This window comes from Glaciimonas sp. OK215 (assembly GCF_057787885.1).
Genome location: NZ_CM173544.1, coordinates 6,355,333 through 6,369,111 on the forward strand (window position 1 = coordinate 6,355,333; position 13,779 = coordinate 6,369,111).

General features: G+C 55.0%; 12 protein-coding genes. 6 read left to right on the forward strand and 6 right to left on the reverse strand.

Features of this window, described 5'->3' with window-relative positions; genetic code table 11:
* The first annotated feature begins 37 nt into the window (after window positions 1-37).
* The gene (locus AC3CHX_RS29410; protein WP_488631465.1) at window positions 38-3,676 is read left to right on the forward strand and encodes an indolepyruvate ferredoxin oxidoreductase family protein; all 3,639 of its coding nucleotides are present in this window, start codon (window positions 38-40) and stop codon (window positions 3,674-3,676) included.
* 156 nt (window positions 3,677-3,832) lie between these two features.
* Here AC3CHX_RS29410 and queC read toward each other — a convergent pair whose 3' ends face one another.
* From queC to AC3CHX_RS29425, 3 genes are all read right to left on the reverse strand, one after another.
* Window positions 3,833-4,534, reverse strand: coding sequence for a 7-cyano-7-deazaguanine synthase QueC (queC, locus tag AC3CHX_RS29415; RefSeq protein WP_488631466.1), 702 nt, complete (start codon window positions 4,532-4,534; stop codon window positions 3,833-3,835).
* Between the two features lie 123 nt (window positions 4,535-4,657).
* A complete protein-coding gene (locus AC3CHX_RS29420) occupies window positions 4,658-5,422 on the reverse strand; it encodes a DUF3108 domain-containing protein (protein ID WP_488631467.1) in 765 nt (254 codons plus the stop codon).
* A 77-nt stretch (window positions 5,423-5,499) separates the two neighbouring features.
* Window positions 5,500-6,585, reverse strand: a complete 1,086-nt coding sequence (locus tag AC3CHX_RS29425) for a DUF3108 domain-containing protein (protein WP_488631468.1) — start codon at window positions 6,583-6,585, stop codon at window positions 5,500-5,502.
* Window positions 6,586-6,778: 193 nt separating this feature from the next.
* Between AC3CHX_RS29425 and AC3CHX_RS29430 the strand changes: the two genes are divergently transcribed.
* The 4 genes from AC3CHX_RS29430 to rfaE2 all read left to right on the forward strand — a co-directional run bounded on the left by AC3CHX_RS29430 (window position 6,779) and on the right by rfaE2 (window position 10,786).
* Entirely contained in the window at window positions 6,779-8,089 is a 1,311-nt protein-coding gene (locus AC3CHX_RS29430) for a branched-chain amino acid ABC transporter substrate-binding protein (RefSeq protein WP_488631469.1), read from the forward strand.
* A gap of 131 nt (window positions 8,090-8,220) precedes the next feature.
* The gene (locus AC3CHX_RS29435) at window positions 8,221-9,042 is read left to right on the forward strand and encodes a PhaM family polyhydroxyalkanoate granule multifunctional regulatory protein (protein ID WP_488631470.1); all 822 of its coding nucleotides are present in this window, start codon (window positions 8,221-8,223) and stop codon (window positions 9,040-9,042) included.
* Between the two features lie 292 nt (window positions 9,043-9,334).
* Window positions 9,335-10,201 carry a ferritin family protein gene (locus tag AC3CHX_RS29440; RefSeq protein ID WP_488631471.1) on the forward strand — a complete coding sequence of 289 codons (867 nt, stop codon included), beginning with the start codon at window positions 9,335-9,337 and terminating at the stop codon, window positions 10,199-10,201.
* 105 nt (window positions 10,202-10,306) lie between these two features.
* Window positions 10,307-10,786 carry a D-glycero-beta-D-manno-heptose 1-phosphate adenylyltransferase gene (gene rfaE2, locus AC3CHX_RS29445; protein ID WP_488631472.1) on the forward strand — a complete coding sequence of 160 codons (480 nt, stop codon included), beginning with the start codon at window positions 10,307-10,309 and terminating at the stop codon, window positions 10,784-10,786.
* A 107-nt stretch (window positions 10,787-10,893) separates the two neighbouring features.
* Here the strand turns inward: rfaE2 and AC3CHX_RS29450 are convergent, their stop codons facing one another.
* The 3 genes from AC3CHX_RS29450 to AC3CHX_RS29460 are packed head-to-tail and all read right to left on the reverse strand — an operon-like array spanning window position 10,894 to window position 12,666.
* On the reverse strand, window positions 10,894-11,364 hold the full coding sequence (locus AC3CHX_RS29450) for a copper chaperone PCu(A)C (RefSeq protein ID WP_488631473.1): 471 nt from the start codon (window positions 11,362-11,364) through the stop codon (window positions 10,894-10,896).
* Window positions 11,365-11,417: 53 nt separating this feature from the next.
* Window positions 11,418-11,900 carry a tRNA (uridine(34)/cytosine(34)/5-carboxymethylaminomethyluridine(34)-2'-O)-methyltransferase TrmL gene (gene trmL, locus AC3CHX_RS29455; RefSeq protein WP_488631474.1) on the reverse strand — a complete coding sequence of 161 codons (483 nt, stop codon included), beginning with the start codon at window positions 11,898-11,900 and terminating at the stop codon, window positions 11,418-11,420.
* Between the two features lie 13 nt (window positions 11,901-11,913).
* Window positions 11,914-12,666 carry a ComF family protein gene (locus tag AC3CHX_RS29460; RefSeq protein ID WP_488631475.1) on the reverse strand — a complete coding sequence of 251 codons (753 nt, stop codon included), beginning with the start codon at window positions 12,664-12,666 and terminating at the stop codon, window positions 11,914-11,916.
* A gap of 136 nt (window positions 12,667-12,802) precedes the next feature.
* On the opposite strand from AC3CHX_RS29460, the gene AC3CHX_RS29465 reads away from it, so the two are divergent.
* Entirely contained in the window at window positions 12,803-13,765 is a 963-nt protein-coding gene (locus AC3CHX_RS29465; RefSeq protein WP_488631476.1) for a methyltransferase domain-containing protein, read from the forward strand.
* Window positions 13,766-13,779 lie beyond the last annotated feature (14 nt).

Below are 13,779 nucleotides of genomic sequence, written 5' to 3' on the forward strand. Positions count from 1 at the left end.
GTGCAATCAAAAACATAATTTTTGGCACGGAGACTGAATGAACGCACCACTCGCGGCAGAATTGCTGCCCACTGACTCGCCTCAAGCGAGCACCCCCGATTCTTCCCCCATTTCCCTGGACGATAAATTTACGCTGGAGCGCGGCCGTGCCTTCATGACTGGCACACAGGCGATCATACGATTGCCAATGCTGCAACATCAGCGTGATGTCATGGCCGGATTGAATACCGCCGGCTACATCACCGGTTATCGCGGTTCTCCATTGGGCAGCGTCGATCTGACGGCCGCCAAGGCAAAGAAGCACCTCGATGCGCATAACGTCAAATTCCACCCCGGCATGAACGAAGATCTGGCGGCGACCAGTGTCTGGGGTACACAGCAGGTCAATTTGTTTCCCGGCGCGAAGTACGACGGCGTATTCGGACTGTGGTACGGCAAAGGCCCCGGCGTCGATCGTTGCGGCGACGTCTTCAAACACGCCAATATGGCGGGTACTTCGCAACACGGCGGTGTGCTGGTACTGGCAGGCGATGACCATGCAGCGAAATCGTCCACCACCGCGCATCAAAGCGAACATATCCTGAAGGCCTGCGGGATTCCGGTGCTGTATCCGTCTTCGGTGCAGGAATACCTCGACTACGGCATGCATGGCTGGGCCATGAGCCGTTATACCGGTTTGTGGGTGGCGATGAAATGCGTGACCGATCTGGTGGAGTCCGGCGCGTCGGTCGCGCTCGATCCCGGCCGTGTGCAAATCGTCTTGCCGACCGATTTCGAATTGCCTGCGGACGGTTTGAATATTCGACTGCCGGATACCGTGCTGGGACAAGAAGCACGGATGAACAATCACAAGTGGTATGCCGCGCTGGCGTATGCGCGTGCCAACAAGCTGAATCGGATTATCTGGGACAGTCCGCGCGCCAAGATTGGCATTATCACCGCGGGTAAGTCTTACCTCGATACGCGTCAGGCGCTGGCCGATCTCGGCATTGACGAGGAGATTGCGCGCGATATCGGCATTCGTTTGTTTAAGGTCGGCATGACCTGGCCGCTGGAAGCCGAAGGCGTGCGCGAATTTGCGCAGGGACTGGAAGAAATCCTGGTGGTGGAAGAAAAGCGCCAGATTCTCGAATACCAACTCAAGGAAGAGTTGTACAACTGGCGCGACGATGTGCGGCCGCGCGTGGTGGGCAAATTTGATGATACCGGTGAGTGGAGCAATCATGGTGCGGGCCATGGAGATTGGCTGCTACCCGCGACCTACGAACTCAATCCGGCGCAGATCGCAAGGGCGATTGCGACGCGGATTTCAAAATACTTTGCCGGCCATCCGGTCGAGCAACGCGTCAAGGAACGGGTCGCCTATCTGGAGGCCAAGGAAACGCTGTTGAATATCAGCAGCAAGCCGGATCCAAACAAGGATCGTGTGCCGCATTTTTGCTCCGGCTGTCCGCATAACACCTCAACCAAATTGCCGGAGGGAAGCCGCGGGCTGGCTGGTATCGGTTGCCATTACATGGTGTTGTGGATGGATCGCGAAACATCGACTTTCACGCATATGGGCGGAGAAGGTGTCAACTGGATCGGGCAGGCGCCATTCACCAGCGAAAAACATGTGTTCGCCAATCTTGGCGACGGCACCTATTTCCACTCGGGTTTGTTGGCGATCCGCGCTGCGGTAGCGGCCAAAGTCAATATTACCTACAAGATTTTATTTAACGATGCGGTAGCGATGACCGGTGGCCAGGCCTTTGATGGCCCACTCGATCCGGCGATGATCTCACGGCAGATCGCGGCAGAAGGCGTGTCGCCGATTATCGTTGTGACAGACGAGCCGGATAAGTATCCGTCCGCAACCGATTGGGCGCCCGGCGTCACTATCCGTCACCGCAGCGAACTGGATGCGGTGCAGCGGGAATTGCGCGAAATCAGCGGCACTTCGGCAATGATCTACGACCAGACCTGCGCTTCGGAAAAGCGTCGTCGCCGGAAACGCAATGAATATCCGGATCCAGCCAAACGCGCTGTGATCAACGAGGCCGTCTGTGAAGGTTGCGGCGACTGCAGCGTGCAGTCGAATTGCCTGTCGGTGGAGCCGCTGGAAACCGAATTTGGCCGTAAACGCCAAATCAATCAGTCGTCCTGTAACAAGGACTTTTCCTGCGTCACCGGTTTTTGTCCAAGCTTTGTCACGGTTGAAGGCGGCCGTTTGAAGAAACCGGTAAAAGTTGCCGCCAAGCCGGCGTCAGCGACGGTTGCCGGAACGGTGGCGAGTTTGCCGCCGCCGCTATTGCCAACCACTGAAAAGCCATACGGCATTCTGGTCACCGGCATCGGTGGTACCGGTGTGGTGACCATCGGTCAGATTCTGGCGATGGCCGCGCACGTTGAAGGCAAGGGCTGCTCGGTACTCGACATGAGCGGTCTGGCGCAAAAGGGCGGACCGGTGATGTCGCACGTGCGTCTGGCCGATCATCCGGACGACATCTATTCGACGCGTGTCGGTACCGGCGACGCCAATCTGGTCATCGGTTGCGATGCGATTGTCACCGCGAGTCGTGATGCGTTGTCGCGCATGGGTGAAGGACGAACGTTTGCGGCGATTAATGCGACGCGTACGCCGACTGCGGCGTTTGTGAAGAATCCGGACTGGCAGTTCCCGGATGCGGCTGCCGAGCAGGATATTCGCGCTGCCTGCGGGAGCGAACGTGTCGAATTTGTTGATGCCGGCAGAATCGCGACGGCCTTGATGGGGGACGGCATCGCCACCAATATGTTCATGTTAGGTTATGCATGGCAAAAAGGTTGGGTACCGCTGACCGAGGCATCGTTGCTGCGGGCGATTGAATTGAATGCATTGCAAGTCGACTTCAATAAACAGGCCTTCGTTTGGGGGCGCACGGCAGCTTGTGATCCGGTCGGATTGGCGCAGAGTACACGGATGAGCGATAGTCCGGCACAGGTGATCGAATTTAAACGGGCGCCATCGCTGGATGATGTGATTGCACGTCGCGTCGCCTTCCTGAGCGCTTATCAGGATGCCGCGTACGCAGAGCAATATCGTACATTTGTCGCACGCGTACAGCATGCCGAGCGTCAATTGCATCCAGAGGATGGCGGTCGTGGCGCCTTGCGACTGAGCATGGCGGTGGCCACCTATCTGTTCAAGCTGATGGCCTACAAAGACGAATATGAAGTCGCGCGTTTGTATACCGACGGCGCTTTCAACGCAAAAATTGCCGGCATGTTCGAGGGCGACTACAAGCTTAAATTCCACCTGGCGCCACCGCTGTTTGCCAAGCGCGACGCCAAGGGGCATTTGATCAAGCAGGAATTCGGTCCATGGATGATGCGTGCATTTGGCGTGCTGGCAAAATTCAAGTTCCTGCGCGGCAGCAAGCTGGATGTCTTTGGGTATACCACAGAGCGTCGGGAAGAGCGTGAGCTGATCGCGCACTACCGTCAAACGATCGAAGCGCTGCTAGCGCGATTGACATCGGAAAACCTGGCTGACGCAGTAGCAATTGCCAGTATTCCGGAAGAGATTCGCGGCTATGGTCATGTCAAGGATAGGCATTTGGTTGCGGCACGACTGAAGGAGCAGCAGTTGATCAGTCAGTTTGATCATCCATCGGCGCCAGTGACAAAAGCGGCGACACGCTCGATAGCTGCGTAACTTGTTGTAAATAAAAGATGGCCGGGATATCCGGCCATTTTTTACTTCTGGAAGCAGGTTCAACTTCGCGGTCGTTGGTGCGAAAAGAGGGGAAGCTAAAGGTAAAGGAGTTATGGTGACGCTATTGCAATAGTATTTGTAGAATAATCCCAAAACCTACCTGGAAACGAATTGCTGATAACCGCGTGCCCGCAACGCGCATGCCGGACAAGTGCCGCAGCCATAGCCCCAGTCATGTAAGGCACCGCGCTCGCCCAGATAACAAGTATGCGTATCGGCGCGAATCAGATCGACCAGCGCATCGCCGCCAAGATCCTGCGCCAGCTTCCAGGTCTCCGACTTGTCGATCCACATCAACGGCGTTTCCAGTTTGAGCCGGGTTGCCATGCCGAGATTCAGCGCGACTTGTAACGCTTTCATGGTGTCATCCCGGCAATCCGGGTAACCGGAAAAATCGGTTTCACACATGCCGCCGACCAGAACGTCGAGACCGCGTCGATACGCCACGGTTGCCGCGACTGTCATGAATAACAGATTGCGACCGGGGACAAAGGTGTTCGGCAAGCCGTTTTCCTGCATGACGATTTCGACATCTTCCGTCATCGCGGTGGCAGAGATTTTTGAAATGAGCGACAAGTCGATCATGTGATCTTCATCGAGCTTACGGTCCCATTCCGCCGATTGCGTACGTAATTTTTTGAGCAATATCGGGCGCTGCGTCAGTTCGACGGCATGGCGCTGGCCATAATCGAAACCGATGGTTTCAACCCGATCGTAGCGGGAGAGTGCCCAGGCCAGGCAAGTCGTGGAATCCTGGCCGCCGCTAAACAGAACCAATGCGCCGCTTGAGATAGTCATATAGGTATATTGATAAGAATGAATGCAGGAATGATTATCGATTTTCTCATATGCAAGAAATATCAGGCCGCCAAACAACATATACCAACGCGACGATCTGAATGCAAGCGTCGGTGATTGTCGCTATTTATTGATTTTGTCGAGAGTCTGATCGACAAAGTCATTATTCGGATCGGTGAAGCGTATGCGTATTGGATACCATTCAAGTGATGGCGCCAGCCAGATATCGAGTTGCTGTTCTTTTGCGTCCGCTGGCGGCTCTCTGAAGATATGCAATGCATCTATTTCACCTGCGCCGGTAGTGATTTTTTCATGTTTAATCACTTTGAAGGTCCATGCTTCGGCGTCGCGTTGACCCGCGACGAAGAACACCCATTCCGAGCCAGGCTTGAATTGCCGTGCGGCGGCACGCGCGACCGCAACCAATTGCCAGACAATGCTGGTGCGGTCCTGTTCGCCACCTTTCAGGGGATAGGAGGCATCGGATTGAGAGAAGCTGATGGTGCCGCCGCTCGCTGCCCGATTGAACGTCGTGGTAGTGCTTTCTTTACGGAAGCGCTGGTCGATGAATTGCGCTGGCGCCAAGCCATAGTCGTCGATCTTGCCGTCGCTTTTCGCCTCCAGGATTTTGCCAAAGAGCATGGCACGCGTGACCGCATCAACGCTAAATTCCCGGCCGTCCGTTTGCCATTTGACCAAGGCGTCGCCATTGATCGACAACCCGCTCTGTCTGGCTCTGATTGAATAATTCAAATCAGCCGAAGGCGGCAAATCGAATTTACGCTTAATCGCAGGGTGATCTGTGGGTGCCGCCGATACACAGATGAACGCACTGCAGAGCAGGGCCGCAATGGTAATACGCGGAATGGAATGCAAGCAAATTTTCATAAAACTCTTTTAAAAATAGTGGTCGGTAGAAATCGACCGAAGACCGATTCACGCTGTCGGGATTATGTGGCAAACAGTCAGCCGGGTGCTGCTGATGGATCGAGCCGCTTGAGCTTGGTCAGCGACATGTCCAGGTAGTCGCCATTGTTTTCGGTGTAGCGCAATTTGACCGGATACCATTGTTGTTGCGGTGCCAGCCAGATATCCAGTGTTTTTTCGTACGATCCTTGCTGCGGCTTGCGGGCCAGGTGCCAGGTCGCCACGGTACCGGCGCCAACCGTGATTTCTTCCTGGCCGAGGATTTGAAAATGCCAGGTTTCGGCATCCCGGTCGCCCGCAACAAATAAATCAATGACGCCGCCCGGCACCATTTTTCCGGCGTCACCACGTCCTATGCTGGCCAATTGCCAGACGATACTGGCGCGGTCCTGCTCGCCGCCGGTGCGTGGGTAGCTGTTGGTGGAGGCGGAAAAAGTGATGGTGTTGCGTTCCCGCTGAAAGTGCGTATTGGTTGCTGATTTGCGAAACTTCTTTTCCGTATACAGCAACGGTGCCACGCCAAAGCCATTGATCTCGCCTTCGCTTTTAAAATCCAGTGCGCTAATGAACAGCACTCCGGCTTCGCCATTGATGGTGTAGCTGCCGCCATCGGTTTGCCAGGTGATTTTGCCGCTGCCGAAGTAGGTTTGCCCTTTTTTCAGCGCCTGCACATCGTATTTCAATTCTGCGGAGGGCGGTGGTTTGGTCTCGTAGTGGACAGCGCTCGGCTGCGCTGGCTTGACCTCAGGCGCAGATGCAGGCTGCGCCGGCGCGCTGGACGTATTGCCGCTGGTTGTCGTTGGTTCTGAGCCGCTATCGGTGGCTGGTTCTACGCTGTTTGTCGCGTCGCCGGTGGTGATAGGCGTAATCGTTTCCCTGATTGGCGTATCCGGCACCTGCGGTTCCGGCGCTGGCTGCGGTCTGGCGGCGGCTTTTGGGGCTTTACGCGTCGCTGGCGCAGGCTTTGATGGGACCGCTTGTGGCGCCAGCAGCGGTTTGACCACTGGCGGCAGTGGTTTTAGCTCTGCCATGACGATGGTTGGTTGCTGGGGGAGCGGTTCCGGCTGCCCAAACTTGCCGCTGCCCCAGTCGATCAAGAACACATGCAGCAGAATCGAGATCACGAGCACTATCAGCCAGCGTCGTGATGCCGTGCGGGTGGGCTGAGAATTGCGCGTGCGTCTGCTTGTATGCGGGGAAACCGTGGTCATCCGCGTAGTGTAAACGCAGGGCTGCAATGATGCCATCCTGATGCCAGCCTTAGCCCCCGATAAAGACGTAGAATGTTGGCTCTTTAAGCACATAACATTGATTCTGATGCGCAATTGCCTAAGTAATATTTTCTTAAAAGTGCTGGTGTCAGCGCTGACGCTGGCAATCTGCGGCACCGCCCACGCGACTTCGGTTAGTCCGGCTGCGGCTACGCTGGCACCAATTAACCTCGGCATGATCGAGGGCATGTCCGGCCCGTTTGCGAATGCAGGCGAGGCGGTTGAGCGGAATATTCGTTTCGCGATTGAGCAGGTCAACGCGCGCGGCGGCGTCAAATTGCCGGACGGCCGTCACCCGCTGGCATTGACGGTTTTCGATAATCAGCAAGGCGTCGAGGACTCGCTGGTGCAACTCAAAAAATTGACCGACCAGCGGATGCCATTTGTATTGGAAGGCAACAGCTCGGCGGTAGCGGCGGCGCTGGTGGACGCGGTTGACAAGCACAATCGGCGGGCCGCAGACAATCGGGTATTGTTTTTGAACTACTCGGCAGTCGATCCGGTGCTGACCAATGAAAAATGCAGCTATTGGCATTTCCGCTTTGACGCCAACGCCGATATGCGCATGCAGGCGCTGGTCCAGGTCATCAAGAGCGACCGGCATTCCAGGCGCGTGTATATCATTGGTCAGGATTACAGCTTTGGCCGACAGGTGGCCAGGGCGGCGCGTCGGCAATTGACGCAGGCGCGACCCGACATTGTCATCGCTGGCGACGAATTGCACCCGGTTGGGAAAGTAAAGGATTTTTCTCCGTACATCGCCAAAATTCGCGCCAGTGGTGCCGATACCGTGATTACCGGCAACTGGGGCAATGACCTGACTTTGTTGGTGAAGGCTGCCAAAGAATCTGGACTGAACGTGAAGTTTTATACGTTTTATGCAAATAGCCTAGGGGCGCCGGCGGCGATAGCTGACGCTGGTGTGGGTAGTGTGCGTGCCGTCGCAGAATGGCATCCGAACGCAGCAGGAGCGGCTAAAAATTCTGCCGGCGATGCCTTCTATCGCAGCTTCCGGTTACGTTATCCGCAACCGAAGGATGACTATTTGTTTTTACGCATGGACGTGATGATCGATATGCTGGTGAGCGCAATCGAAAAAGCGCGCAGCACCGAAGCTGGAGCGGTTGCCAGGGCGCTCGAAGGCGCACAATATAAAAGTCGTTTTCATGAAGCCGGCATGCGCGCTGCGGACCATCAACTGATCCAGCCGTTATATGTGGTGGTGATGCAAAAATTTGCTGATGGCGGTATCCAGTTCGATAATGAAGGGAGTGGCTACGGCTTCAAGACAGAACGCTATTTCCCCGCAGCTGCTACCGCCTTGCCGACCAGTTGCAACATGCAGCGGCCCGGATAATGGGGAATATCGTATAGTGCTTGCAGGATAAATTGTTGATTCTTTGCCAGACGCTTACACAGTCAATGTGCGGCAGTTTAGTATGCGAAGTTAGCTGGAAAATTTACAGAATATCTCTGGAGGAGATTCGTATGAGCAATCCTAATATTCCCGGCGTTGATGCCATGTACAACAGCGTCGACTTCATCAAAAAAATGTGGACCGACATGGGTGTGCCGGGCATGGTGGTGCCGATTATTTCAGTCGAGGAAATTGACAAAAAAATCACCGATTTGAAGGCAGTTGAAGGTTGGCTCAGTTTGAATTTGAACATGCTCCGCACTACGATACAGGCGCTCGAAGTACAAAGCGCAACGTTGTCTGCGTTGAAGTCGATGGGCGCAATGAACATGTCGACCGCAGCCAGCAGTGCATCTGCTGGATCTTCGACGGCGGAAAGCGCCGCCGACGGTGCAGCCGCATGGGCCGCAATGGCCTCGCAATTTCCGTTTTCGTTTATGACGGAAAGATCCAAAGCGGCAGATGAAGCCCCGCCGCAGCCAGTTGTTGAGCCGATCGTCGAGCCAGAGCCAGAGCCAGAGCCAGAGCCGGCGCGGGATCAGGAACCGACGCCACAAAATTCAGCCAGCGATCAGCCGGCTGACATGCCGGATACGCAAGCGCCGTTCGCCAATTCCGGTGCCTGGTGGGATGTTCTGCAAAACCAGTTCAAGCAAGTGGTTAGCAGTGTCATGGCAACCGAGGTGGCCAAAGCGCCTGTTGATACACCGAAATCCACGGCCAAGCCCAGAGCGACACCCAAGGTGAAAGCGACCTCGGTAAAGACGAGCGCCAAGGCAGGTACCAAAGCCAGCCCGAAAACGGCAACGCGTGCTGCTCCCAAAGCGCCACCCAAAACCGAAGATGCCAAATCTGCATCCGCGCCTCGCAACAGGAAAGCTGCGACTAAGTAATGCATCAATACCAGCTGCCGTAATTGATCGACTTGATCGACTTGATCGCTTGCCGATTGCGAAAATGATGTATTTGACAATGTCGTTGGCGTGAATCCACAGCCGCCCGATCGGGGAATAAATTCACAGGTGAAATCGATGAAGCATTCCACATCATTTCTTGACGTTGGCCGGGACAGATGGCCGTTTTTAGAAAATGTGGTATTGAAACTGACTGATCTAGGGCTTATAAATAGGTTGCCAAGTCAATTCTTGGTAAAATCAAGGACTTAATCCAACTTGTAAGGTATGTATGCTGTATCCAGAATTGTTTAAATCGCTGGAACAAGTCCGATGGAACATGGAGACCGACATTCCATGGGACAAGTTCGAAGCTTCCCAACTATCAGACGAGCAGGCTCAGACGATTCGCATGAATGCGATTACAGAATGGTCAGCGCTGCCTGCAACAGAGATGTTCTTGCGTGATAACCACGGCGATAGCGATTTCTGCGCATTCATGTCGGTGTGGTTTTTTGAAGAGCAAAAGCATTCGCTGGTGTTGATGGAATATCTGCGTCGTTTCCGGCCAGAGTTGGTGCCGACCGAAGAGGAGCTGCACAATGTGCGCTTTGAGTTCGATCCAGCGCCACCGCTGGAAACGCTGATGATGCATTTCTGCGGCGAAATCCGTCTGAACCACTGGTACCGTTGCGCCTCCGACTGGCACACCGAGCCGGTGATCAAGCAAATTTATAAAATCATTAGCCAGGATGAAGCCCGTCATGGTGGCGCTTACCTGCGCTACATGAAAAAGGCACTGGTTGAAGTGGGTGACAGCGCCTCGGCGGCATTCGCCAAGATTGGTGTCTTGATGGCCTCTGCTCGCCGTACCGAAAAGCCGTTGCATCCGACTAATCTGCACGTCAATCAGGCATTGTTCCCGAACGACACAGTCCAAAGTCGTTTGCCGGATCCGGAATGGCTGGAGCGCTGGCTCGATGAACAGATCAAGTTTGACGGCGTATGGGAAAAGAAAGTGGTCGATCGCATTCTGCACAATTTGTCGCTGTTGTTTGAGCGTAGCTTTGAGACCGTGCAGGAGCTGAATCGTTACCGCAAGGAAATCGTTGCGCGACTGGCTGAGCAGCCGGTCGCACCACCTGCCGTAGCGGTTTGATTCATGTGACGTCGGTGATTGCTTAAGGCTGCCGATAGCAACGATTCAACCTATTCAGAGCCGCAAATCATTGCGGCTTTTTTATTGCTGTTTTGCATGAGTGCTATGGCTAAATTCGAACAAAAAATCTGTACGCGAGCCGAATTGCGCGCCCGCATGGCCGTGTTGCCGCAGCCGGTGGTGCTGACCAATGGCGTTTTTGATATTTTGCATCGCGGTCATGTGACCTATCTGGCGCAGGCGCGGGAGGAGGGTGCATCGCTGGTAGTGGCAGTGAACACCGATGCTTCGGTCAAGCGCCTGGGAAAGGGCGATGACAGGCCAATCAACACTTGTGCGGATCGGATGGCGGTATTGGCAGCGCTGGAAGCGGTCAACCTGGTGGTGGATTTCGACGAAGATACGGCGCTGGAAGTGGTGCAGGAAGGGCAGCCTGGGGTTTACGTCAAAGGCGGCGATTACCGGATGGATGCGATTCCGGAAGGGCAGGCGGTGCTGGCTTACGGCGGCAAAGTCGTGGCGATCGCCTTTGAGCATGATCGTTCGACTAGTAAATTATTGTCCAAGGTCCGCCAGAGTTCTTGATTGCCCGGCTTGACGTGCTTCGGGTTTGCCATAGGCTAGTTGCCAGCCCATGACGGCAAGAAAGGCAGGCTAGCCTGTCTTTCCTTTCCATCGCATTGCGGTTAGCGTTAATGCGCTGCTTCAGGCTGCTTGCCCTTCAGGGCATCGACACTGACAAAAACTTCAATCTTTCCAGCCTTCCGGAAGGTCAGCGTCATTGGAAATTTGTCGCCCACTTTGAGTGGTTGGGTGAGTCCCATCAGCATGATGTGGTAACCACCGCCGGGTGCCATGGTGACGGTGCTCATCGGTTTCAATTCGACCTCTCCGACTTCGCGCATTTTCATGACGTTGCCATCCATCTTCATCTCATGGATCTCGACCGATTTCGCGGCAGGAGAGGTGGCGCCAAGCAGTTTGTCACCTTCGTTGCCAGTATTTTCCACGCTCAGATAGGCGCCACCGCTAGACTGGCCGGCAACGGTTGCGCGCGCATACGGATGGCTGATTTTTAGTGCGCCGATTTTGTACTCGTGGGCATAAGCAGATGCGCTGAATGCCAGTGCAAGGAAGGAAATGGTGAGAAGGCGTGAAGACATGAGAATCCTTTGATTAATTTAGGAAAAGCATAGCGCGAACGTGACATGGATGTTCAGGCGCCTCCGGCAAAGCCGTTTTGACGCCATGCTTCGTAGACCACGACTGCAACGGTATTCGACAGATTCAAACTGCGATTATCCGGACGCATCGGTAGCCGGATACGCTGTGTCGCCGCAAACGATTCGCGCAAGACAGGATCGAGTCCGCGCGTTTCCGACCCGAACACGAATATATCGCCGGGCTGAAACGCGATGCTGGCAAATGGTGTGGAGCCGTGCGTGGTCAATGCGAACATCCGGCTTGGGTCATAGCCCGCTTCTTTTTCCATAGCGCTAATAAAAGTGGACCAGTTGGGATGCACCTTCATGCTGGCGTAGTCATGATAATCAAGTCCGGCCCGCCGCATCTTGGCGTCGTCAAGCGGGAAGCCAAGGGGCTCGATCAAGTGCAACTGCGCGCCGGTGTTGGCGCACAGGCGAATAATATTGCCGGTGTTCGGCGGAATTTCAGGTTCAACCAGTACGACGTGAAACAACGTTGTTCTCCTTCTATTTAGGTAATGTCCTGGCAAAGACGAAATTGGTGACGCGCACCGCCCCGAAGCGCTTTAGCGTTCGGGCCAGCTCGTTCAGTGTTTCACCGGTCGTCATCACATCGTCTACCACGCCGATGTGACGCCCGCGAATTTGTGCAATCGCCTGCGGCGGTACGATGAACGCTTTGCGCAAGTTGCGGCGGCGTTCGTCCGGATGCAGTTTTGCCTGCGCGCGGGTATCGTGATGGCGCTTTATCAGTGCCGGCTGCAACGGAACGTTCAGCAGGCGCGATAGCGGTTTGGCGATTTCCAGAGACTGATTAAAGCCACGTTCGGCCAGCCGCTCAGGACCGAGTGGCACCGCAGTCAATAGGTCTGGCAGGTTAGCCACCATAGCCGGCCTTCGCAGCAAGGCATCACGCAGCATCCTGGCAAATATCGGTGCCAATGCCAGTTGACTGCCAAACTTTAACGCCAGCACCAACTGGTCGGCCGGTGCGGCATAGTCGATTGCAACAATTGAAGCGTCAAAAGCGCGCCGCTGCTTCAGGCAGTCGCCGCATAAGTTGGCCGCTTTACTTTCAATTGCGGGTAAATGATTTGCACACCGCTGGCAACGCGTTACCTCGTGCGAAAAATATTTCTGGTCGCAGCCATTGCAAATCACCTGCCGACCGATATGTCCGCATAGTGCACAGCAGGACGGCATACCCGCCAGCAGGCGAGCGGACATCTGTTGCGACCAGCGGAGTAGAGGAGCAAGCATCAGTGATATCAGGTCAGTAAGTGAGTGGCGCAGCACGAACGCGTTACGATGCCGAGCATTGAGTGCGCGCATCACGTATTCGGCAACGGTGTAAACTGAGCCGATTATCGCATTTCATTTTGACTTCCTGATTTTAATGCCAATCTCATCCTCTTCTAATACGCCTTCGCCTCATATTAATAACGACGCCAATCTCAGCGCGCCGATAGACCTGTATCGGGTCCGTGAGTTGTTCGCGCAGCCTGCGCGGATTCGCGAGTCCGAATTTTTGCGCCGCGAGATTTCGACACGGATGCATGAGCGCCTGGCACTCGTAAAGATAGCGCCCCAGCGAGTGCTGGATGCCGGATGTGGCGATGGTCCGGATATCTATACATTACAGCAGCGCTTTGCTGAGGCCCGAATACTCGGGTTGGATGCATCGTTCGGCATGTTGTCGGCAGCGCAAGACCAGCAGCAGGCAGCGCAGTCTTCGGTGAATCGCTTGCTGAAGAAGTGGTTACCTATTAAGAGTAATGGTCTGGAATCCGATCTGCTCTGCGGCGACTTCGCGGCGCTACCTTTGGCGCGGGATGTGGTTGATCTGGTCTGGTCAAATCTGGCGCTGCACTGGCACCCGCAACCGGATCGGGTCTTTGCGGAATGGCGGCGGGTGTTAAGAGTCGATGGCTTATTAATGTTTTCCTGCTTCGGCCCGGATACGTTCAAGGAGTTGCGTGGAGCATTTTCCGCAGTAGACGATGCCCCGCATATATTACCGTTCGTTGACATGCATGATTTTGGCGACATGCTGGTCAACGTCGGCTTCTCGACGCCGGTAATGGACATGGAAACGATCACGGTGACATATGACACCATTGAGAAACTACTTGCCGATGCGAAGGCCTGCGGCGGTAATCCGTTAGCGACACGAAGTCGTGCTCTACTCGGCCGCGCAGCATGGCAACGCTTGGTTGACGCGCTAGAAGCAACTCGGCGAGCCGACGGTAAGTTGCCGCTGACATTTGAAATTATCTATGGCCACGCGTTTCGTCCGGCGCCCAGAAAGACGGCTAGCGGCGAGTCCGTGGTGCGCTGGGATCTGGATAAAAAAAGATAAGTTAATTTATTTAA